General features: G+C 30.5%; 18 protein-coding genes. 2 read left to right on the top strand and 16 right to left on the bottom strand.

Annotated features, from left to right (window positions below):
* Positions 1–21: 21 nt before the first annotated feature.
* The gene (locus AABJ49_RS07445) at positions 22–780 is read left to right on the top strand and encodes a Bax inhibitor-1/YccA family protein (RefSeq protein WP_338377522.1); all 759 of its coding nucleotides are present in this window, start codon (positions 22–24) and stop codon (positions 778–780) included.
* Between the two features lie 50 nt (positions 781–830).
* On the opposite strand, the gene dinB is transcribed toward AABJ49_RS07445, so the two are convergent.
* The gene (gene dinB / locus AABJ49_RS07450; RefSeq protein WP_338377524.1) at positions 831–1,931 is read right to left on the bottom strand and encodes a DNA polymerase IV; all 1,101 of its coding nucleotides are present in this window, start codon (positions 1,929–1,931) and stop codon (positions 831–833) included.
* Positions 1,932–1,954: 23 nt separating this feature from the next.
* Positions 1,955–3,985 carry a recombinase gene (locus tag AABJ49_RS07455; RefSeq protein WP_338377526.1) on the bottom strand — a complete coding sequence of 677 codons (2,031 nt, stop codon included), beginning with the start codon at positions 3,983–3,985 and terminating at the stop codon, positions 1,955–1,957.
* A 72-nt stretch (positions 3,986–4,057) separates the two neighbouring features.
* Between AABJ49_RS07455 and AABJ49_RS07460 the strand changes: the two genes are divergently transcribed.
* Positions 4,058–4,525, top strand: coding sequence for a CYTH domain-containing protein (locus AABJ49_RS07460; RefSeq protein ID WP_338377528.1), 468 nt, complete (start codon positions 4,058–4,060; stop codon positions 4,523–4,525).
* 1 nt (position 4,526) lies between these two features.
* Here the strand turns inward: AABJ49_RS07460 and AABJ49_RS07465 are convergent, their stop codons facing one another.
* The 14 genes from AABJ49_RS07465 to AABJ49_RS07530 all read right to left on the bottom strand — a co-directional run bounded on the left by AABJ49_RS07465 (position 4,527) and on the right by AABJ49_RS07530 (position 22,582).
* Positions 4,527–5,111 (bottom strand): TetR/AcrR family transcriptional regulator, encoded by a 585-nt coding sequence (locus AABJ49_RS07465; protein ID WP_338377530.1) that lies wholly within the window; start codon positions 5,109–5,111, stop codon positions 4,527–4,529.
* Between the two features lie 46 nt (positions 5,112–5,157).
* Positions 5,158–6,549, bottom strand: coding sequence for a TolC family protein (locus AABJ49_RS07470; RefSeq protein ID WP_338377532.1), 1,392 nt, complete (start codon positions 6,547–6,549; stop codon positions 5,158–5,160).
* Between the two features lie 10 nt (positions 6,550–6,559).
* Positions 6,560–9,706 (bottom strand): efflux RND transporter permease subunit, encoded by a 3,147-nt coding sequence (locus AABJ49_RS07475; protein WP_338377535.1) that lies wholly within the window; start codon positions 9,704–9,706, stop codon positions 6,560–6,562.
* Positions 9,707–9,723: 17 nt separating this feature from the next.
* Positions 9,724–10,833 (bottom strand): efflux RND transporter periplasmic adaptor subunit, encoded by a 1,110-nt coding sequence (locus AABJ49_RS07480; protein WP_338377537.1) that lies wholly within the window; start codon positions 10,831–10,833, stop codon positions 9,724–9,726.
* Positions 10,834–10,844: 11 nt separating this feature from the next.
* Positions 10,845–11,363 carry a hypothetical protein gene (locus AABJ49_RS07485; protein WP_338377539.1) on the bottom strand — a complete coding sequence of 173 codons (519 nt, stop codon included), beginning with the start codon at positions 11,361–11,363 and terminating at the stop codon, positions 10,845–10,847.
* 78 nt (positions 11,364–11,441) lie between these two features.
* A complete protein-coding gene (locus AABJ49_RS07490) occupies positions 11,442–11,903 on the bottom strand; it encodes a septal ring lytic transglycosylase RlpA family protein (protein ID WP_338377541.1) in 462 nt (153 codons plus the stop codon).
* Positions 11,904–11,984: 81 nt separating this feature from the next.
* A complete protein-coding gene (locus AABJ49_RS07495; protein ID WP_338377543.1) occupies positions 11,985–12,410 on the bottom strand; it encodes a hypothetical protein in 426 nt (141 codons plus the stop codon).
* A gap of 96 nt (positions 12,411–12,506) precedes the next feature.
* Entirely contained in the window at positions 12,507–15,203 is a 2,697-nt protein-coding gene (locus AABJ49_RS07500; protein WP_338377545.1) for a carboxypeptidase-like regulatory domain-containing protein, read from the bottom strand.
* An 88-nt stretch (positions 15,204–15,291) separates the two neighbouring features.
* Complete coding sequence (gene pgi, locus AABJ49_RS07505; RefSeq protein WP_338377547.1) at positions 15,292–16,932, bottom strand: glucose-6-phosphate isomerase; 1,641 nt, start codon at positions 16,930–16,932, stop codon at positions 15,292–15,294.
* Positions 16,933–16,936: 4 nt separating this feature from the next.
* Positions 16,937–18,175, bottom strand: a complete 1,239-nt coding sequence (locus AABJ49_RS07510; RefSeq protein WP_338377549.1) for a peptidoglycan DD-metalloendopeptidase family protein — start codon at positions 18,173–18,175, stop codon at positions 16,937–16,939.
* Positions 18,176–18,193: 18 nt separating this feature from the next.
* Positions 18,194–19,108, bottom strand: coding sequence for a tryptophan 2,3-dioxygenase family protein (locus tag AABJ49_RS07515; protein WP_338377551.1), 915 nt, complete (start codon positions 19,106–19,108; stop codon positions 18,194–18,196).
* Positions 19,109–19,113: 5 nt separating this feature from the next.
* Positions 19,114–19,884, bottom strand: coding sequence for a DUF3108 domain-containing protein (locus AABJ49_RS07520; protein WP_338377553.1), 771 nt, complete (start codon positions 19,882–19,884; stop codon positions 19,114–19,116).
* A 295-nt stretch (positions 19,885–20,179) separates the two neighbouring features.
* A complete protein-coding gene (gene hppD / locus AABJ49_RS07525) occupies positions 20,180–21,340 on the bottom strand; it encodes a 4-hydroxyphenylpyruvate dioxygenase (RefSeq protein ID WP_338377555.1) in 1,161 nt (386 codons plus the stop codon).
* Between the two features lie 81 nt (positions 21,341–21,421).
* Positions 21,422–22,582 carry a homogentisate 1,2-dioxygenase gene (locus tag AABJ49_RS07530; RefSeq protein WP_338377557.1) on the bottom strand — a complete coding sequence of 387 codons (1,161 nt, stop codon included), beginning with the start codon at positions 22,580–22,582 and terminating at the stop codon, positions 21,422–21,424.
* Positions 22,583–22,614 lie beyond the last annotated feature (32 nt).

Genomic DNA, 22,614 nt, shown 5'->3' on the forward strand with positions numbered 1-22,614 from the left:
TGATTCATTAAATAAAAAACTATGGAATTTAAATCAAGTAATCCGTTCTTGAAAGAAAACAAGTTTGAGAACACAAGTAGAGCAAATGACGATGTTATAATTGTTCATCAAGAATCTATGACTGTCAGTGGAACAATAAATAAAAGTTTCACGATGTTGTTGATGTTATTATCAACTGCTTTAGTAAGTTGGTGGTTAGTTGGAAATGGATACAATCCTATGATTTTTACACTTGGTGGTGGAATTATTGGACTAATATTGGTTTTGGTTGCTTCATTTAAACCAACAACTTCTCCCTACACAGCTCCAGCTTATGCTCTTTTTGAAGGTTTATTCATTGGTGGTTTATCTGCTGTCTTTGAAACTATGTATCCTGGATTAGTAATTCAAGCCGTAAGTGCTACATTTGTGACATTTATTGTTTGCTTTGGCTTGTTTAAATACAATATTGTAAAAGTAACTGAAACTTTTAAATCTGTTGTAATAGGTGCTACGATGGCAATTTTTGCTTTTTATTTAATTTCTTGGGTAGCTAGTTTCTTTATCGATTTTCAACCTATTCATCAAGGAAATTCTTTAATGAGTATTGGTATTAGTGTTTTTGTAATTATTGTTGCTGCACTAAACTTGTTTTTAGATTTCGATATGATAGAGAAAGGTTCTAAAACTGGAGCTCCTAAATACATGGAATGGTTCGCTTCAATGGGATTAATGATTACATTAGTTTGGTTGTACGTAGAGTTTTTAAGATTATTTGCTAAATTATCGAGTAGAGATTAAGTTTAGCAAAGTTATAGATACAAAACCATCAATTTAACTTGATGGTTTTTTTATGGTTTAAAATCAAATTGCAATTGAACAGAAACACTTTTAGGTATTTCTTTAGTCTTCTTTTCTTCATTGTTCAAATTATTGACGGATATACCTAATAAACGAACAGAATCTTTTAATCTTTCTTGGTATAAAAGTTCTTTTGCTACATCAAATAACAAATGCTTATCACTAATATAATATTGAAGGGTTTTGCTTCTAGTTTGTAAAGAAAAGTCAGAATATTTGATTTTTAAAGTAATTGTTCGTCCTGAAATTTTACTTTTTTGCAATCGTTTTTCTAATTCGGTTGCGATATTTAATAAACGTTCTTCCATATAAATTTCAGACGAGAGATTTTCATTAAAAGTTCTTTCTGCTCCAAAAGATTTTACTGTTCTATTGGGTTTTACTTGACTGTTATGAATTCCTCTTGAAATATTGAAATAATATTGAGCACTATTTTTAAAATGTTTTTCTAAATATTCTAAAGATTTTTGTTTTAAATCATATCCCGTAAAAACACCTAATTGATATAATTTTTCGGCTGTTACTTTACCTATTCCATAGAATTTTTTAATATCTAATACTTCTAAAAAAGCTTCAACTTCATCTGGATTTACCGTTTTTTGTCCATTTGGTTTGTTGTAATCAGAAGCAATTTTTGCTACAAATTTATTGACTGAAATTCCTGCTGAAGCTGTCAATCCAACTTCATCGAAAATACGTTGTCTAATTTCTTGAGCGATTAATGAAGCACTTGGATTATTTTTTTTGTTGATTGTGACATCTAAATATGCTTCATCTAAAGAAAGAGGTTCAACTAAATCAGTATAGTCAAGAAAAATTCTCCTAATTTTTTTAGAAATTTCTTTATATCTATCAAATCTTGGTCTTACAAAGATTAAATCTGGGCAATTTCTTTTGGCTTGAATACCACTCATGGCACTTCTAACTCCAAATTTCCTAGCTTCATAACTTGCAGCACTCACTACACCTCTATTTTCACTTCCACCTACAGCTAATGGTTTTCCTTTTAGTTCAGGAAAATCCATTTGTTCTACAGATGCATAAAAAGCATCCATATCAACATGAATTATTTTACGTTGTGGAAATGACATGTAATTTTATTTCTGTAAAATTATTAAATTACTTTGTCTTTTAGTGGAAAAAAGAAGTTTAAAGGTGTTTTTTTAAAGTAAATAAAAATCGATTTATTCAACAAGTTTAATTCTGTTAAGGGAATATTTCTGGAACGAAAAGCCAACAACATCGACAACGTAAAACTTACAATAAAATTGATGAAACCAATCAATCCAATTCCAATTATGGACCAAAAAAATGTCCAAAAATCTAAAGCAAAATGATTTCCATACAAACCTAAAGCAAAATTTCCACTAGCAAATGTAATGTGACGAATATCTAAGTTTAAGCCAAAGAAAATTCCGAGTGAAGCTGTACTTCCTAAGAAAATACCAAACCACATGTTAGAAACTACTCCAGCCCAATTGTCATTTACCCAATTGGAGATTTTTTTTGTTTTTTGAATTCCAAAAGTTTGTTTTAAAAAAGGGTTTTCTTGAATACGATAAGCTACTTGATAATGTTTGTTTCTATTAGAAATATTACCAGAAATAATTCCTGATAAAAATAAGAAAACACCAGCAATTGCAGCATGTAAAAGAGCTAAAGAATGAATCGGACTTAAATCTGATATTAATTTTTCGGCTTTGGCTTCTGCTAAATTAGTTCCTAATGAAAAATCTAAAAACCAAATTAGAAGTAAAGAAATAGGAAAAGCAAAAAGCACATTACCTACAAAAGCAATGAATTGTGTTCGAAATATACGTGCAAATAATTTGGCAAACGACTTATGTTTATCATTGGCTTGATTTTTATTTTTCATGCCTTCTTCTAGCGTTTGTGCTATAGTTGCAGCTGTCATTGCAGGCTGTTTTGTGGCCAAAGTATATCCTAATAAAAAAATTAGAATGAATCCAAAAGCATAATTAAAACTATATAAAAAAGCATGACCAAAAGCCGAAGTATCAACTTTTGAAAACAACAATTTAAATAAACACAAAAAACCAACAATAAATCCTCCACCAATAGCTTTATAAAACATGGTAAAATATTCTTTATAGCCATCTGTAATATATTTTTGGCCCGATTTTGCTGTGTGTTGTGTTATTTCATAAGAAATTAATTGAGTGCTTTCTAAAAATAGTTTTCGAATATTATTTTTATAGCAATTGTATCGAATAAGTTTCAATAAAACCAATGTACTATTTCTCACTTTATCTTCAGCGGTTTCTACGACAATTAAAGGCAGTAATTCTTTGATTCTTGTGAGTTGCTGTCTAATGCGAAGTAAACTTTGATTTACGGTTAGTGAAATTCCGTATTTAGAGCTGTTTAAAAAGGCTTTATCTACAAAATCGTTACATTGTTTGTGCAACATAAGAAGTTGTTTGTAAACCAACTCAGATGAATTAATATAATGATAATTATTGGTTCTGATTATGTGTTCTAAATGATTCAACTCTCTTTCAAAACCTAGAAAAGGACTTTCAAAATTAGAATATTCGGGAACCATTTTTATTACATCGTTTTCTAAAGCTCTTCCACTCATTCTTTGAGCTAAAATTTGCATCGCTAAAACAATTTCTGAAAAAGGAGTTTCTTCTTTTATATTTCCATAAATATCTTTAAAGCCTAGTAATTCATAGATTTTTACAATTTCATTATACGGAATTTTGTTAATCCAAATAGGATCAGAACTAGCATAAAAAACCTGATTTAAAACAAATTGAAGGGTTCCTTTTTCCGGTTGAAATGGTAAAAACTTATCGAATATTCTTTTTTTAACTTCACTTATAAAATGATTGTCATTTAAAATTCCAGAATCTGTTAAAAGTCGGGAGAATTTATTCTTTACAATTATTGTTTTGAAATAATTTCTAAATAAAGGAATATAATTTGGATTAGCTTGAAGAAATTCTAAGAATTCAGCAAGAGAAACCACTGCAATTTCTTTAGGTTTTTTGGGTCTGAACACATGAATTAAGTCAACCAAAAACAATAATTTCTCGTCGGCATAAGAATCTTTATCGAAATGATTTTCAAAGAGTTCTTTAATAGATTTATCTTGCTGAAACTGGTGCCTTACATTCATAAATTGAATGAATTATTGGTTTTAAAGAATCATTTCTTACATTAGTCGAAATTATAAAATAAAACAATACCAATGATAGAAATCGAACGCAAATTTTTAGTGAAATCTGATGAATTTTTAAAGCTATTCAAAACCAAAAATAGAATTGTACAAGGATATTTGTCAGCAGTTCCAGAAAGAACGGTTAGAGTTCGAATTAAGGGTGATAAAGGTTATTTAACTATTAAAGGGAAAAGCAATGATAGTGGTTTAAGCAGAATGGAATGGGAAAAAGAAATTGATTTGAATGAAGCAGAACAATTATTGCAAATATGTGAAAGTGGTGTGATTGATAAAGTTCGTTATGAAGTAGAAATTGGTAAACACATTATTGAAATTGATGTTTTTGATGGAACAAACAAAGGATTAATTTTAGCCGAAATTGAATTGCAATCAGAAAAAGAATCGTTTGAAAAACCTATTTGGCTTGGAGAAGAAGTTACTGGTGATAAACGATATTATAATGCTTACTTGAGTAAAAATCCTTTTGAGAATTGGTAGATTACTTTATTTCCGTTAAATACATAAAATCTTTTGAAAGTATTCCTTTAATCCTTCTGGTGATGAAATATTCTAATGCTTCTTCTTTTGAATACTTAAGTAAAAAATTATTTTTCCAAATTCTTTCATCAAAATATTTGAAATTAACTTCACAAAATAAGAGTAGATTTACGTTTGAGTCTATTTGACTTTCTTTCTGGGCTTTTTCTAATAAAGGTAAAATAAAATCATCTATTAAAGCATTTCTATTTGCCACATATAAACACATAATTTTATTGTGATATTTCTTTAAACTTACAATAAATATTGGCTCAATGCTACTTACGATTTCAATTGCCCTTTTATAAATTAAGATGATTTTTTCAATTGGATTTTCTTCACTTTCTATAATCTCTTGAACATCTTTTAAATAATCATTCCACAATAAACTAACCGCTTCAGTAATGAGAGCTTCTTTATTTTTGAATAAAGTATAAAGGGTTTTTTTAGACAATCCAAATTCATTAGCAATATCATCCATTGTGATAATTTTGCTGCCATTTTTAAGAAAATGATCTAAAGCTTTTTGAATTATTTCTTCTTTCATTTCTAATTAAATTAAAAAACCCTGCTTTCACAGGGTTTTTATTGAATTAAATTCCACCTCCTAATGCCTTATAAAGTGTAATAACGGCATTGAGTTGTTTGTATTTATTATCTATATAATTAATTTCTGTGTTTAAAGCGTTGTCTTTTGCTGTTAATACTTCTAAATAATTAACCATTCCATATTGCAACAATTCATCAGAATAATCAGCTGCCGTTTTTAAAGCATCCATTTGTTTTTTTCTGATAACTAACTTATTGGTTTCATTTTCATAATTAGCTAAAGCATCTGAAACTTCTTTACCAGCAACTAATAATGATTTTTCAAATTGTAAATACGCTTTTTGTTGATTGGCTTCAGCAACTTCTAACCTTGTTTTATTTTGTCTTTGATTAAAAATTGGTTGTGTTAAACCAGTAATTACATTGGCAAAAATAGATTTAGCACTAAACCAATCTTGTAATTCTAATGCTTGCAAACCTCCTGTAGCAGTCAATGTTAAAGAAGGATAAAAAGTACTTTTAGCTACATTTGTTAATTCGAATGCATTTCTAAAGTTTAATTCAGCTGCAACAACATCAGGTCTTTGGCTTAATAAAAGCGTAGGCACACCTGTTTTGATTTCTGCTTCAATATTTTGGTTTTCAAACAATCCTCTTGCTACAGTATTTGGAGCTTTTCCTAATAATTGACTAAAGGTATTTTCTAAAACTTTTACATTAAATTTTAAATCTTCTAGAATAATTTGAGCTGCATATTGCTGGGCTTCTGTTTGTTTAACAGCTACTTCATTGACATTTCCTGCGTCTTTTAAAGCTTTTATGACATCAACACTTTCATTTCTATTTTCTAAAGTACTAGTTACAACCTTAATTTGCGCATCTAAAGCCAATAATTGATAATAAATTGAAGCAACATTAGCTACTAATTCGGTTTGCACCGCTTGACGAGCTACAGCTGATTCTAAAAATTTAGCTGCTGTTGCTCTTTTGTTACTTCTTATTTTTCCCCAAATATCAGCTTCCCAAGAAAGTTTTGCAGATAATTCATATTGGTCAATACTACTAAATAAAGCACCAAACTGACTGTTTTGAGAAATTTCTTGATGTGTCCAAGTAGCATTTCCGTTTACTGTTGGGAAATAACCAGCTTTTCCTTGTTTCATAGTTGCTTCGGCTGCAGCCATGTTTTGCAAAGCAATTTTCATGTCCAAATTATTTTGAATAGCTTCTTGAATATGATTTTGAAGGATTTGATCAGTAAAAATTTTATTCCAAGACATTTTTGCCAATGAAATACTATCAGCCGTTTGTTCTGTTCGGTATAAATTATCTAAATTAACTTCTGGTTTTTGGTAATCTTTAGCAACAAAACAAGATTGTGCTACCAACATTGTAAAAACTAAAAGACTTGCTTTAATTATATTTTGTTTTCTCATGATTTAGTTTTTATAAATTTTCAGTATCTCCTTTAGTTGTTTCAATAGTTTTACTACTTACTCTTTCTTGCAATCCTTGGAAAATGATAAATAAAACAGGAATAACAAAAACTCCTAAAATTGTTCCTATTAACATTCCACCAATTGCTCCTGTTCCAATTGCATTATTTCCTACTGCACCAGCCCCTTTTGCTAACATCAATGGCATTAAACCAAGAATAAAAGCAAACGAAGTCATTAAAATAGGACGTAAACGAGCTGTTGCTCCTTGAATAGCTGCTTGTGTAACACTAAGACCTTTTCGTCGAGCATCAGCTGCAAATTCTACAATCAAAATGGCGTTTTTGGCCAGCAGTCCAATAAGCATAATTAAAGTAATTTGAAGATATATATTATCACTTACATTAAAGAAATAGGCAAAAATGTAAGCACCTGCTAAACCAACTGGTAATGATAATAACACTGCAAATGGTAACATATAACTTTCGTATTGAGCAGCCAGTAAGAAATACACAAATATTAAACACAACAAGAAAATATATAATGTTTGACCACCTGCACTAATTTCTTCACGAGTCATTCCTGAAAACTCATATCCATAACCAATAGGCAAACTTTCTGTTGCAACTTCTTGTACTGCCTGAATCGCATCACCTGTACTAAAACCTTCATTTGGAGCACCTGTGATTTTTACAGATGTAAACAAGTTAAAACGATCGATAGCTTGTGGGCCAAATACTTTTTCTAAGGTTATGAATTGAGAAATTGGAGCCATTTGACCGTTACTATTTCTAATCATTACACTGTTTAAAGATGCTGGATCAGTTCTAAATTTAGGGTCAGATTGATAAATTACTCTGTATTGTTTTCCGAATTTATTAAAGTTAGATGCATAAACTCCTCCATAATATCCTTGCATTGTTCCTAAAACATCTGTTACTGTTAAACCAGCTTTTTTAATATTTGGCACATCTAAATTTATAAGATATTGTGGGTAATTTGGAGAAAATGAAGTGGCTGCATATTTAATTTCAGGTCGACCATTTAAAGCAGCTAAGAATCTATTGTTTACTTCACTTAATTCTTGAATTGTTCCTCCTTTTTGATCTTGTAATTGAAATTCAAAACCATTTGTAAAACCAAAACCTACCAATGTTGGACGGCCAAAGAATAAAACCTTTGCATCTTTTACAACAGATGCGCGTTTAAACAATTCTCCAACAACAGCCGAAATTTCTTGATTTGCATTTTTACGTTCTGCCCAAGGTTTTAATTTTACGATTACCATTCCGTAATTACTACCTGTTCCACTAATTAAACTACGTCCTGAAATACGCAAGATTTCTTTAATTTCTGGAATATCTTTTACTTTGTTTTCAATTTGTAATAATACTTCTTCCGTTCTTTCAAGTGAAGTTCCAGGAGGAAGTGATACATCAGATAAAATAGCACCAGTATCTTCACCAGGTACAAATGCCTTTGGTGTAATATTTAATAGTAAAACAAATATTCCTGCAAAAACAGTTAACCCTAAAAAGGCTACCCATTTACGCTTAATAAAAAACTCAACGCCTCTTTTATATTTTACAGTTGTTGCTTCAAAAGCTACATTAAATGCTCCGTAAAAACGTTGTAAAAAGCCTTTTTTCTTTTCTACTTCGTTATGAGATTTTAAGAAAATAGCACATAAAGCTGGTGAAAGAGTTAATGCATTAACAGCCGATAATACAATAGCAACTGCTAAAGTTAATCCGAATTGTTGATAGAAAACTCCTGCAGAACCACTAATAAACGAAACCGGAATAAAAACGGCTGACATAACTAATGTTATTGAAATTATAGCACTACTGATATCATTCATGGCATTATGCGTTGCTTTTCTTGGATCTTTTTCTCCAGCTTCCATTTTAGCATGTACTGCTTCTACAACAACAATTGCGTCATCTACCACGATTCCGACGGCAAGTACTAATGCAAATAGTGTAAGTAGATTAATTGTAAACCCAAATAAACTCAAGAAAAAGAAGGTTCCTACAATAGCAACTGGTACCGAAATAGCTGGAATAAGTGTCGATCTCCAATCTTGTAAGAAAATAAAAACGACTAAGAAAACCAACAGGAAAGCTTCAATTAATGTATAAATAACTTTTGAAATAGATTCTTCTAAGAAATCATTTGCATTAATTAAAGTTGCATATTTAACTCCTTTAGGAAAATTAATAGCAGAATCGTCAAGTACTTTTAAAGAACCTTCAATAACTTCTTGTGCATTTGAACCTGCCGTTTGAGCAATAGCAATAGCAATCGATTTGTTTCCATTTGTTCTTGCACTACCAGCATAATTTACAGCACCAAGTTCAATTCTTGCTACATCACCTAATCTAAGAACCTCTCCGTTTTCTGTAGCTCGAACTACAATTTGCTCAAACTCTTGTGTGCTTTGTAAACGTCCTTTATATTTTAATGCATACTGAAATGATTGGTCTCCACTTTCTCCTAATTGTCCTGGAGCTGCTTCAATATTTTGTTCGGCCAATAAAGTTGTTATATCTGAAGGCACCAGACTATACGCAGCCATTACATCAGGTTTTAGCCAAATACGCATGGAATAATCTCTTTGTCCAAATATTACAGCATCTCCAACTCCTGGTACACGTTTAATTTTTGGAATAATATTTATGTTAGCGTAATTCTGAAGAAATGTATCATCATATTCTTCATTTTCACTATAAAAAGAGACGATTAAAATATTATCACTTTGTTTTTTAGATGTTGTAACTCCGGCTTTTGTAACTTCTTGCGGTAACAATGGTGTTGCACGAGAAACCCTATTTTGTACGTTTACGGCAGCTAAATCTGGGTTTGTGCCTAATTTAAAGAAAATGCTTATAGATGCCGAACCATCATTATTTGAAGTTGAAGTCATGTAACTCATGTCTTCTACTCCATTTATTTGTTCTTCTAATGGGATTACAACCGAGTTCATTACAACTTCGGCACTTGCTCCTTGGTAACTAGCAGATACTGTTACAGTTGGCGGAGCTATTTCTGGATATTGTGATACTGGAAGCGAGATTAACCCTAAAACTCCCAATATAACGATGATAATAGAAATCACCGTTGACAATACAGGTCTGTCAATAAATTTTGAAAACATAGTTTGTTAGTTTTTGATTATTTTTTAGGATTATCTAATTGTTTTAAATCAATTACTTCAGGTTTAATTTCTGTCCCTTCGGTAATTATACCAACTCCTTCTACAAGAAATTTATCATTTGTAGTTAGTCCTTTATCTACAACAAAAAACTTTCCTCCTGGAACTGCACGAACTTCAATAGGTACAAATTTCACTTTGTTTTCATTGTCGACAATTAATGCGATTCTTTTGTCTTGTAATTCTACTGTTGCATTTTGTGGAATTAAAATAACATCTTTTAATTCTGTTGGAATTTGGATTGTTCCACTTCCACCTGAACGTAATAGTCTATTTGGATTTGGGAAATTAGCTCTTACATTAAACGAACCCGTTTGCGTATTAGCTTGACCGCTAAAAGTTTCTATTTTACCTTTTTCTGAATAGACTAAACCGTTGCTTAAAACCAATTCTACAGCTGGCATTTTATTAATTTTTTCTTGAAAAGTTTTACCTTCTGCATTCATCATAATGTCTAATTGTTCTTTCTCATTCATTGAAAAATAAGCGTATACACTACTAATGTCAGAAATACGCGTCAAAGGTTCAGCGGTTTGACTACTTACATAGCTTCCTATTCGTAAAGGCAAACTTCCTACAATTCCGTTAACTGGACTAGTAATTGTAGCATAATTTATTTTTGCGACTATACCTTGGTAAGTACTTCTTGCACTTGCTAAATTGGCTTTAGCTGTTTCTAATTGAACATCACTAATAATTTTACGATCCACAAGAGGTTTAAGTCTGTTTACCTCAACTTGAGCTGCATCAACTCTAGCTTTTGCAGCAGCTGCATCTTGGTTAGCTGTTTGTGTTTCTAATTTGAAAAGAATTTGTCCTTTTTTTACTTCTTGTCCTTCATCAACATATATTTTTTCAATATACCCATCAACTTTTGCACGAATATCAATATCTGTAATTCCTTCTAATTTTGTTGGGTATTCTGCTAATAAAGTTGTGTTTGTATTAGACACTTGAACCACTTTGTAAGGCATTGGAGCAATTACTTTTTTTTCTTCTTGTTTGTTGTTACAAGAAAGTAAACTTAATGTTAGCAGAAAACTACTTATAATATGTATGTTCTTTTTCATAGGGAAAATATTTATTTACTTTGTTGATTTTGGGTTTCTATTCGTTTAAATTCATTGATTGTATTTAATAAAAGTTGTTCCGCTTTTATCATGTGTTCTTTATATGCATAAGCATTTTGAAGGTTAATTTCTTCTTGGACGCAAGAAATATTTTTTTCTCTATAATTTATGATTCTGTCAATTAAAACCTTCTCGTTGTTTACTAGTGACAAGAAATTATTTATTCGTTCACTTAAAGGTGCTGCTTTGAAGTATTTTTTTCTATCACCTACTTTAGTTAAATAGAAAATCTTATCCATTTTTTGAAGTAAATTCAAATTTGTAGAAATTGAACTTTTACTAGCTTGCATTTTTTCTACTAATTCATCAAAGGTTAATCCGGTTTTACAACCATCAATAATTAAAGTTCCAATAATTCTCGCTGCCAACGGTGGAATATTATAAAGTTGCTCAAAATGAATTCCAAATAACTCAATGATTTCTTGTCTTTCTTCTTGCATTGTAAAATATATTTTGGCAAAGATACTCATGGTTCGTTATTTGCCGAACTAACCGAACATAATTTTTTGTTAAATTTTTAAGCAAAAAAAAATCAGCTAATGCTGACTTTATTCTTGAATGATTTCGATGTTGACTCGAATATGTCCACCATATCTATCTGGAGCGATAAGCATAAAAGCTTTTTTGGATAGGTCTATATGTCTTCCTTTTACAAAAGGTCCTCTATCTGTTACGATTACATCAACAGATTTTCCTGTTTTAATTGAAGTGATTCTTAATTTTGTACCAAAAGGAAGTTTTGGATGGGCACAAGTGAGTTCTTTATTATTAAAAATGGCTCCACTTGCCGTTTTTCTTCCAGTAAATTTATCATGATAATAAGAAGCATGTGCATTTTCTTGATACATTTCCGTATTAAGTATCGTGTCAATAACAATAGTATCTGATATTTTAACCGTATCGTATATGGATACATTATTCTCAAATTTATTGTGCTTATGAGTCGAATTAGTAAGACCCATAAAAGCAATAAATGACACAAAAACTCCTATTAGGATATTATCTTTCATAATAATATGATTAAAGCTTCGATTTTAAAAACGTAAAGCTTGTGAAATTAGGTTAAGGTTTTTGTGGCGAAATTTCAAAAACTATACCATCCAACTAGACCAAGGTATTCTTGATAAAATAAATACTAATCCTATAGTATAAAAAACGACAATTTTTTTAAATTTTCCGTTTTGACTTTCTTGTTTTTTATGTTTTGACCAACCCATTGTAATCAATACAATTGCAATTATATTAATTAATGGATGCTCAACAGCTGTTAGTCTTAATGCAGAGTTACTCATTTGGCTAATTGCTTCTAAACCTTTAGGAGAAACAAAATATAAAATCAAACCAATCACTAATTGTATATGGCAAAAAATCAATGCAAAAAGAGACAATCTTAAATCTTTTGTGGCAAATAATTTTTTATTTGATAAACCATAAATAGCATTTATCACTGCTAGTAATAAAACTCCTAAAGCGATATATGCTAGAGTAGAATGTAAGGATTGAATAGTTTGATACATAATTAGTTTGTTTTTTAGATTAAAACAAATATAGTAAAAAAACAAAACCCTTTTAATATTTCTATCAAAAGGGCTATTGTTGTAATTAAAAAAATATTAGAAATTGTACAATATAGAAACGTTCCAAGTTCTTCCTAAACCAAAGAAAGCATTATTTTTTACATTGATTCCTTTGTAGTTTTCATCAGTATCATTTGGTTTGAACAAACCTCCTTCGTTACCTGATGAAAATGATTGAGAGATCTCAGACAAATACACTTCATTGAAAACATTATTTATGTTAAATCTAAAATTAACTGAATTTTTATTGTCTTTACCAACAAGCATTTTATATGAAATACCAGCATCAACTAAGTCATATTCAGGCAATTGAATATTTTCTTTATTAGCAGGAACATTAGCATATAAATTGTCATAATTTCTCCAATCAGCGTCAAATGAAAAATTATTAGTTATTCTATATTTTACACCTAATCCCCAAGTTGTTTGAGCTGCATCTCCTACTTTTCCACCATCAATATCTGTATTGATCGTTTCTAAAATATTTTGACTTTCGTCGAATCTTCTTTGAACTGCATTTCCTTTATATTCCCAGTTACCTAAAGAAGCAAACCCTTTAACATCTAATTGACTGATAGGTTTTAAAACAAAATCTAATTCTACACCAGAATGTAATTGTTCGTCATTTTGACTTGAAGTGTATACTAAATCACCTGAATTAAGAGTGGTATTTCCAATTGTTGTTTCTTCAGTTAAAACAGTTGAAGAAGAGATAACTCTATTTTTCCAAGATGTTCTATATAAGTTAATACTTGCATTAAAAATTTCAGATTTGAAACCATAACCAGCTTCAAAACCTAAAACGTCTTCATTAGAAGTTAATGGATTAACAGCATTTGTGTAATTAAGATAAATATTATCATGATAAGGTTGGCGAGAGTACAAACCTGCATTTGCATAAAAAGAGTGTTGTTGTGCAATTGTGTAACTTGCTCCACCTTTTACATTATATCCTAGATTATCAACTTTTTCTGAATCTGTATATTCAGGTAAATAATCATAATAATCAAATCGTTGGTGAGATTGATTAGAAAGAGATCCTTGAAAAAATGCAGAAAAGTTTTCATTTGCATATTCAATTTGACCAAACAAACCACCATAAGAAATAGTTTCGCTATAGTCATAGTCAATTTTTTGATTGTCTGCTGCAGTATTAAAAAATGAAGACCAAGGGTTTGTTGAAAAACCTTCATAAACTGTATTTTCTGCTACAGTTGTTGTTGGTAAGTGTGTATTATCTCTTAAATTTCTACTTTCATTCCATCCTTTTAACCCTAAATAATTACTTACTTGTCTATAATGATCTCCGTTGTAAGTTCTTAAATCTACCCCTAAATTTAAAGACAAATTATCTGATAACTCTTTCTTAAAGTTTGTAACTAAACCATACCAAGCGTGGTTGTTCATTGATGAACGAATAACATAGTTATTATTTCTATTAGCATCGGTTCCAGATCCAATTCCGTCTGTATCATTTATATTATTTGTGTAAATGGTATCAAAATCAACATATCCAGCATCTGTTGTTTTTTTACCTCTACCATAATTTCCTGTTCCTCCTCCTCGTCCCCAAGAAGCATATAGAACAGTTGATAAAGAAGTATTATCATTAATATCAAAATCCCAGTTGAAATTTGCTACAGGTTTGTGATAAAAGTTTCTTCTTTCTGTAAGATATTTTCCGTTTAAAGTTCCCCAGTTACTGTTGTATCTTCTACCATATTCTAAATATGAACTTATCGCTTTTGTATAGTTTTGATCATGATATTGTGGTGCACCAGTAATTAAAAAATTGAAGTTGTGTTTTTCATTAGGCTTGTAACCAAATGAGATAAAATAGTTTTGTCCTTCCCCTTTTGTTCCGTCATTATATCCATCACCTTGCCAATGAGAAAGCATTACACTAGCACCAAAACCATTTTCCATTAAACCCGTATTATACCCAGCAGTAGTTTTAAAATAATCGTCATTTGCTACACCAAAAGAAGCAAAACCACCTTCTCTTTTTGTAGTCGTTTTTGTAACAAAATTTACGGTACCTCCAACAGAAGATATTGCTAATTTAGAAGAACCCAAACCTCTTTGAATTTGAATAACATTAGCTATATCAGCCATTCCAGACCAGTTAGACCAATACATTTTACCATCTTCCATTCCGTTAATTGGCTGACCATTCAATAAGAATGCTGTATTATCTTGTTGAAATCCACGTACAGTAATTCTAGAATCACCATATCCACCAGATTGACCTGCTACATAAACAGAAGGTGTGTTTACTAATGCTTGAGTAACATCAGCAGTTCCTACTTTAGCTTGAATTTCGGCCGCTCTAATGGTTGAAACCGCAATTGGTGTTTTTCTATCTGCAGCTAAATCTACAACTCCTTTTCCAACCAATACCACTTCTGTTAATTGATTTGCATCAGGAAACACCTGAATAACTCCTAAATTTAGAGTATTAGAAGTTGCATTAAAATTAATTGTTTTTGATTCAAAACCTAAAAAAGAAACTACTAAAGTTCCCGATTGTGCTGAAGTTGTTAATTCAAACTTTCCGTCTAAATCAGTGGTTGTTCCGTCTTGAGATCCTTTCACTAAAACATTTGCTCCAGCTAAAGTTTCATTGTACTCACCATCCATTATTACTCCTGATATTTTTGTTTGAGCAAAAAATGAAGATGTAGAAAGCATAGCAATAATTACTAAACTTACATTGATAAAATTTTTCATCATGATTGATTTTTTAAATAATTTTAGGCAAAATTATATTCAAAAAACAACCTTAGCGTTAAAAAAAGTTTATGAATTTATTTTGATATTGCTACTCGTTAATGTAATGTTTAAGCAAATTTAACGTTGAGCTATCATGTGGTTTAATTGAATTGTTATTGATTTCATCTAAGATAGAATTAGCCAATTGTTTTCCTAATTCAACACCCCATTGATCATAACTAAAAATATTCCAAATGATTCCTTGAACAAATATTTTATGTTCATAAAGAGCAATTAATGAACCCAATGATTCAGGAGTAAGTTTATCTATTAGCAATGTATTAGTTGGTTTATTACCTCTAAAAACTTTAAAAGGTAATAAATAATCCGCTTTTTCTTTAGAAACTCCTTGTTTATCAAATTCTTCTTTTACTTGACTTTCAGATTTACCCATTAGCAAAGCTTCTGTTTGCGCAAAAAAGTTTGACATTAACTTATCGTGATGATCTTTGTTTCCGTAAAGTGATTCTTTGTAACCAATAAAATCTGTTGGAATTAATTTTGTTCCTTGATGAATTAATTGAAAAAATGCGTGTTGTGAATTTGTTCCTGGTTCACCCCAAATTATGGTTCCAGTTTGATAATTTACTGGATTTCCATCTCTTCCTATGCTTTTTCCATTACTTTCCATAATTCCTTGTTGTAAATAAGGAGCTAATTTTTGTAAATATTGAGTATAAGGAATTAATGCTTCGGTTTCAGCACCAAAAAAGTTATTGTACCAAACACTAATTAATGCTAAAACAACTGGAATATTATTTTCAAAAGAAGTTTCTTTAAAATGAGTATCCATTTTATTGGCTCCTTTTAGCAATGAGTTAAAATTATCAAAACCAACAGCTAAACTGATTGACAAACCAACTGCAGACCAAAGTGAAAATCTTCCTCCAACCCAATCCCACATAGGAAAAATGTTTCCTGGATTTATTCCGAAAGCTGTTACTTTTTCAATATTTGTAGAAACAGCAACAAAATGCTGAGCAACATCTTCTTGTTTGGCAGATTTTAAGAACCATTTCCTAATAGTTTCTGCGTTTGAAAGTGTTTCTTGCGTTGTAAAAGTTTTCGAAACTATTACAAATAATGTCGTTTCTGGATTTAGTTTTTTGATGATTTCGTTTACATGATCACCATCAACATTAGAAACAAAATGAACGTTTAATTGATTTTTATAATATTGAAGTGCTTCCACAACCATTGCAGGGCCAAGGTCTGAACCTCCAATTCCGATATTTACAACATCCGTAAAAGCTTTGTTTGTGTATCCTTTTTTGTTTCCTGAAATAATTTCATTTGAAAAGTTTTTGATTTTTTCTTTTACTTTAAAAACTTCAGGAATTACATTTTGATTATCTACAAATACCTCATCATTCTCATTGGCTCTTAAAGCTGTATGTAAAACTGCTCTATCTTCTGTTTTATTAATATTTTCTCCAGAAAAATAAGAGTTAATTGCTTTTTCTAAACCAACCTCATTAGCTAAATCTAATAAAAGGTCAACGGTTTTTTTAGTAATATTATTTTTTGAATAATCTACTAAAAAATCTTCCCATTGGATAGTAAATTTTTCTCCTCTTTTAGGATCATTGGCAAACATATCTTTAATAGAGTTAGTTTGCATGTCATAAAAATGATTGCGAAGTTGTTGCCAAGCTTCTGTAGCTGAAGGGTTGATATTTTGTAATGACATAACTTTATTCTTCTTTAAATTTTAAAGCAGTAATACTGTCTAATTGTTTTTTTAGAGGTGCAATTTGAACTAAATATTTTGATTTGTGAGCTTTATCCATTGGCTCAGCATTTGGTAAATTTAAACGTAATGGATCAACTTGGACTCCATTTTTCCAGAATCGATAGCAAACGTGAGGTCCTGTAGCTAATCCAGTACTTCCCACTTTTCCGATAACTTGTCCTTGCGTTACTCTTTGTCCTGTTTTTACTAAAATTTTAGACATATGAAGGTATTGCGTGGAGTATGTTGGAGTATGTTTTACTTTTACATAGTTTCCATTTCCAGCAGTGTAACCTGTTCGTTCTACTACTCCAGAAGCTGTAGTTTTAATAGGTGTTCCATGAGGAGCTGCATAATCTGTTCCATTGTGTGCTTTCCACCTTTGTTGAACAGGATGAAATCGTCTTCCAGAGAATCGTGAAGATATTCTAAAGAAATCTAGAGGAGCTTTTAAGAACATGTTTTTTAAACCCTTACCTTCTTCATCGTAATAATCAGGATATTTTTGGTTTTCAGACATTTTATAAGGAAAAGCATAGATTTTTTTTCCTTTATATTCAAAATAAGAAGCTTCAATATCAACTACTCCATCATAAATAGTATCTTGAATAAACCTTTCGTTAATTGTTATAGCAAATTTATCTCCTTTTTTTATTTTAAAGAAATCTATAGAGTATTCAAATATTTTTGCCAATTTAGAAGCAACACCTGCACTAACACCTTCTTTGCTTAGGGTTTCAGATAAAGAACCTTCAATTTCTGCGGCAATTGTTCTTCTTTTTATGGTAGAAGGTCTAACTTTTTCTTGTACTTTTAAAGTAGAGTCTCTAAAATCAACAACTAAATAATTTGTTCTATTTTTTACGTAAACAAAATATTTTAAATCTTTTTTATTCTTTTTATTTAAAAACAGATAATAAGGTTTACCTGCTCTAATAGAACGTAGATTAAATGAATCTTTAATTTTTTCAGTTACCTGAAATGTTGAATTGTTGTTCAATTCATATCCATCTAAAATAGTGCTAAAAGTATCTCCAGATTGTAAAGTGTCGATTTTAACGATATAGTCATTAAATGTTATGCCAAAATCCTTAATAATTTGTTCTGGTTTTTCAATAGGTTTTATTATTTGTGGTATTTCTTTTTCTTTTTTACAAGAAAATAATGTGACGGCAACAAATATATATAGTAAGTATTTCAAATCGTTTGTTTTGTTAGGCTATTCACCCCAAGTTGCTAATTCATCTTCAGTCCATAATTGAGGAAAAAATATCCTTTTTTGATATTTTGGATGCATATATTTTTGCCAATGGCTACCACCAGTTGCTTCTCCGGTTCCAATGTATTTTATGGCTGCATTTAAATGTCCCATTACCCAAGTAATGTTTACCGTTTTATCTAAATGACGCATAGCTTCAACTAAAGCTGGGTTTTTCTGGTCGTTTTCTGGTAATTGTTTGAACTTTTGCCAAATATTGATGGTGTTATATTCTTCCATATGACGAAGAAATTCGGCTTTATATTTGCGTTCAAATTCTAAAATTAAGAATGATTTTTTACCTGTTTCATGGTCTTTACCTGCAGCTTGCCAATATAAATGCTCAAAAGCATGTTCAAATGGAGTATTTCTATCAATAGTTGCTCTAAAACGGTGATCAATTAGGTTAATTAAATCTGTGCATGCAAATTCAATTAATCGATATTGTGCACTTTGAAAACCACTTGCAGGAGTTAATGTATTTCTGAATTTCATGTATTGCTCTACTTCCATTCCATCACCCATGATATCGAATGAGGTTGTTAGCATATCAAAATAGCGAGAAATTCGCATTAATTTTTCGGTAAAAAAATCGGTTTGAGGTTTTTCTGTATGACACAATTGTTCAATTTCCCAAAGTATCATTTTAAATAACAACTCATTTACCTGATGATACATGATGAAAACCATTTCATCAGGTAAAGTTGTTCTTTGTGTTTGAAGATTTAAAAGTGCATCTGTTTGAATATAATCCCAATAAGTTATGGGTTTAGCCCATAGAAGACCTTCTAAATGAGTATCAGTTTTTTGATCTATTTTTTGAAATTTTTCATCTAAAAGTTGAATTTTTTTTTCAATTTCTGGATTTATTTCCATCTATATTATTTTTTGACTTTAAACGTATGTTTTAGTCCTTTGTATTCGTAAAGATCTGCTTTTAGAGAACCGACAGCTAAACTTGCTTTAATTCTAATTGGAGCTTTGTTGTCATCATCTGAAACCCAGATACTTAAACTCTCTTCTTCCTTAAAAACTCTACCTGCTTGAACATAAGGTCTAAGCACCATACAAGAAACTTTTCCAAATTTAGTACTTATATCTTCTTTTCCAATATATTTTAGCTTAAACTTTGTAGTTTCATCATCAAAAAACATATCAATTGAGATAGATTCTCCTTCTTTTAGATTATCAATATCTGGATGATTTCTCAAATAATAAAATGAAGAAACGATATCTTGAACATTTTCTGGGACTTTAAATGTCTTTTCAGTGTTATTTTTGTAGTCTTTTACGAAAACTGAATTATTAGATTGATTAAAAAAACCTTCTTGATATTTTGTATAACCACCTTCATCAATTTTTCTTAAAAACTGATATGGTTTACCTGTTTCTTTATCAAAAAAACTCTGATAATTATCACTAACTTTAAAAAAAGCTTTTGTAACTCCAGTTGTATATCCTGTACCGATTACATGATGTACTTTTTTATTATTTCTTGTAGCTTCTTTAATTTCTAAAGTTGCATAACCTGCTGTAACTAAACCATAATGGATTCTTAATTTAAAATACTCACCCGTTGTAAAAGAATCTTCTTTTTGGGTAAATGAATTTGTAAAAATGAACACTAAGGTTAATAAAATAAATTTTTTCATAACTGTTTAATTTTTCTTTTACTGTAGAAAATGCAATTTCTGTACCAAATTTACAAAACAAAAAAACTCAGTCCAAAAAAGGACTGAGTTTTTATGCTATTAACCAACCAAAAAACTATAAATTATGAAAAACTTATATAAAAATTTCAGAGAAACCACTCTCCTCATTTTTGCGAGTGCAAAGGTAAGTGTGATTTTGAATTATTCTTACTAATTTCTCAACTTTAACTTTTTTAACTGATTATTATCTAATAAAAGTGTTTATTTTTTGATAATGTAAAAAAATAAGCGTTTTTTATAATGTACCTCTCAATGCTTGTTCACGTTCAATTGACTCAAAAAGTGCTTTAAAATTTCCTGCACCAAATCCACGAGCACCCATTCTTTGAATTACCTCAAAAAATAACGTTGGTCTATCTTCAATTGGTTTTGTAAATATTTGCAATAAATAACCTTCTTCATCAGCATCAATCATAATTCCAAGACTCATTAACTTATCGATATCTTCTTGAAGTTTATGATTGTGTGCTTCTAATCGTAACGGAACTGCATCATAATAAGCTTGTGGTGGTGTGCTTAAAAATTCAATTCCTCTTGAGCGCATATCTGCAACAGTTGTTAAAATATCATCAGTAGCTACTGCAATATGTTGAACTCCTGCTCCTTCATAGAAGTCTAAATATTCTTCAATTTGTGACTTTTTCTTTCCTTCTGCAGGTTCGTTTATTGGAAATTTAATTCTTCCATTGCCATTTGACATTACTTTAGACATTAAAGCTGAATATTCTGTGGTAATTTGTTTGTCATCAAAAGAAAGGAAATTTACGAATCCCATTACATCTTCATACCATTTTACCCATGTATTCATTTCATTCCACCCTACATTTCCAACCATATGGTCAATATATTTTAGGCCTGTTGGTTTTGGATTATAGTCAGACACCCATTTTTCGTATCCTGGTAAAAATTCTCCTTTATAATTTTTGCGTTCTACAAACATGTGAACAGTTTCTCCATAAGTATAAATTCCTGCACGGACAACTTCTCCATGTTCGTCTGTTTCTACAGTTGGTTCCATGTAAGATTTTGCTCCTCTTTTCATTGTTTCTTCGTAAGCAGAACGAGCATCTTCTACCCAAAGTGCTACAATTTTAACACCGTCTCCGTGTTTTTTAACGTGTTCACCAATTGGAGAATCGCTTTTTAAAGCAGTTGTTAAAACTATTCTAATTTTATCTTGCTTTAATACGTATGAAGCTCTGTCTTTTACTCCAGTTTCTAATCCTGCGTATGCGTGCGATTGAAATCCGAATGCAGTTTTGTAGAAATGAGCTGCTTGTTTTGCATTTCCAACATAAAATTCTACATAATCTGTTCCTAAAAGTGGAAGGAAGTCTTGTGCTCCTTCAAATATTTTTTCTAAACCGTAGTTTACTGATTTTATTTCTTTACTCATAATGTTTGTATTAAGATGAAAGTACTAAGAATTAAGACGACCTACTTAATCATTTAAAAGCTTTCTATATTTTATTATTAATTATTTATCTAACCAAGATTGAAAATAGGTTTCATCGGCAATTTTCATAGCTTCTTCTGTAACCATTAAAGGCTTAAAAGTATCTACCATTACGGCTAATTCTTTGGTTTCTGTTTTTCCAATGCTTCTTTCTGTAGCTCCTGGATGTGGTCCATGAGGAATTCCTGCTGGATGCAATGAAATATTTCCTGGCTCAACATCATTTCTGCTCATAAAATCTCCATCAACATAGTATAAAACTTCATCAGAATCAATATTACTGTGATTGTAAGGTGCTGGAATTGAATCTGGATGATAATCATACAGTCTTGGTACAAAACTACAAACCACAAATGCATCAGTTTCGAATGTTTGGTGGACTGGTGGTGGTTGATGAATTCTTCCTGTTATTGGTTCAAAATCATGGATCGAAAAAGCATAAGGAAAATTATACCCATCATAACCTATAACATCAAAAGGATGTGACGCATAGATCATTTCTATGATTTCCTCTTTCTTTTTTACTTTGATGACAAAGTCACCTGATTCGTTATTGGTTTCTAATTCATGTGGACGACGAATATCTCTTTCGCAAAAAGGAGAATGCTCTAACAGTTGTCCAAACCAGTTTCTGTAACGTTTTGGAGTATAAATTGGACGATGCGATTCTACGATAAACAAACGATTATCTTCTGTATCGAAATCCATTTTATAGATAATACCTCTTGGAACAATCAAATAATCACCATATTTGAAGTCTATGTTTCCAAGCATGGTTCTTAATTTACCTGATCCTTTGTGAATGAAAATCATTTCATCAGAATCGGTATTTTTATAAAAATATTCGGTAGTTTTATTTTTAGGTGCTGCAAGAACAATATGACAATCTGAATTCGTTAAAACAATTTTTCTACTTTCTAGAAAATCGTTTTCAGGACTTACTTGAAATCCTTTTAATTTATAAGATTGAATGTTATTTTCTTTAGCAATTTTAGGAGCAACACTGTATTGCTTTCTAATTTCTTTTACTTGAGTTGGTCTTTGTTCATGATAGGAATTAGTATACATTCCATCAAAACCAACGGTTCCAAATAACTGCTCATAATATAACTCACCATTTGGTTTTCGAAATTGAGTATGACGTTTAGGTGGAATTTTTCCTAATGTGTGATATAGTGGCATTTCTTTTTGTTTAAAGATTAAAGTTTAAAAGT

The organism is uncultured Flavobacterium sp. (assembly GCF_963922255.1).
In the GTDB taxonomy this organism is placed as follows: Bacteria; Bacteroidota; Bacteroidia; order Flavobacteriales; family Flavobacteriaceae; genus Flavobacterium.

Bases quoted from the DNA above. Each gene is read 5' to 3' on its own strand.
- AABJ49_RS07445 (WP_338377522.1), top strand. From the start codon at position 22: ATGGAATTTAAATCAAGTAATCCGTTCTTGAAAGAAAACAAGTTTGAG.
- dinB (WP_338377524.1), bottom strand. From the start codon at position 1,931: ATGTCATTTCCACAACGTAAAATAATTCATGTTGATATGGATGCTTTT.
- AABJ49_RS07455 (WP_338377526.1), bottom strand. From the start codon at position 3,985: ATGAATGTAAGGCACCAGTTTCAGCAAGATAAATCTATTAAAGAACTC.
- AABJ49_RS07460 (WP_338377528.1), top strand. From the start codon at position 4,058: ATGATAGAAATCGAACGCAAATTTTTAGTGAAATCTGATGAATTTTTA.
- AABJ49_RS07465 (WP_338377530.1), bottom strand. From the start codon at position 5,111: ATGAAAGAAGAAATAATTCAAAAAGCTTTAGATCATTTTCTTAAAAAT.
- AABJ49_RS07470 (WP_338377532.1), bottom strand. From the start codon at position 6,549: ATGAGAAAACAAAATATAATTAAAGCAAGTCTTTTAGTTTTTACAATG.
- AABJ49_RS07475 (WP_338377535.1), bottom strand. From the start codon at position 9,706: ATGTTTTCAAAATTTATTGACAGACCTGTATTGTCAACGGTGATTTCT.
- AABJ49_RS07480 (WP_338377537.1), bottom strand. From the start codon at position 10,833: ATGAAAAAGAACATACATATTATAAGTAGTTTTCTGCTAACATTAAGT.
- AABJ49_RS07485 (WP_338377539.1), bottom strand. From the start codon at position 11,363: ATGAGTATCTTTGCCAAAATATATTTTACAATGCAAGAAGAAAGACAA.
- AABJ49_RS07490 (WP_338377541.1), bottom strand. From the start codon at position 11,903: ATGAAAGATAATATCCTAATAGGAGTTTTTGTGTCATTTATTGCTTTT.
- AABJ49_RS07495 (WP_338377543.1), bottom strand. From the start codon at position 12,410: ATGTATCAAACTATTCAATCCTTACATTCTACTCTAGCATATATCGCT.
- AABJ49_RS07500 (WP_338377545.1), bottom strand. From the start codon at position 15,203: ATGATGAAAAATTTTATCAATGTAAGTTTAGTAATTATTGCTATGCTT.
- pgi (WP_338377547.1), bottom strand. From the start codon at position 16,932: ATGTCATTACAAAATATCAACCCTTCAGCTACAGAAGCTTGGCAACAA.
- AABJ49_RS07515 (WP_338377551.1), bottom strand. From the start codon at position 19,108: ATGGAAATAAATCCAGAAATTGAAAAAAAAATTCAACTTTTAGATGAA.
- AABJ49_RS07520 (WP_338377553.1), bottom strand. From the start codon at position 19,884: ATGAAAAAATTTATTTTATTAACCTTAGTGTTCATTTTTACAAATTCA.
- hppD (WP_338377555.1), bottom strand. From the start codon at position 21,340: ATGAGTAAAGAAATAAAATCAGTAAACTACGGTTTAGAAAAAATATTT.
- AABJ49_RS07530 (WP_338377557.1), bottom strand. From the start codon at position 22,582: ATGCCACTATATCACACATTAGGAAAAATTCCACCTAAACGTCATACT.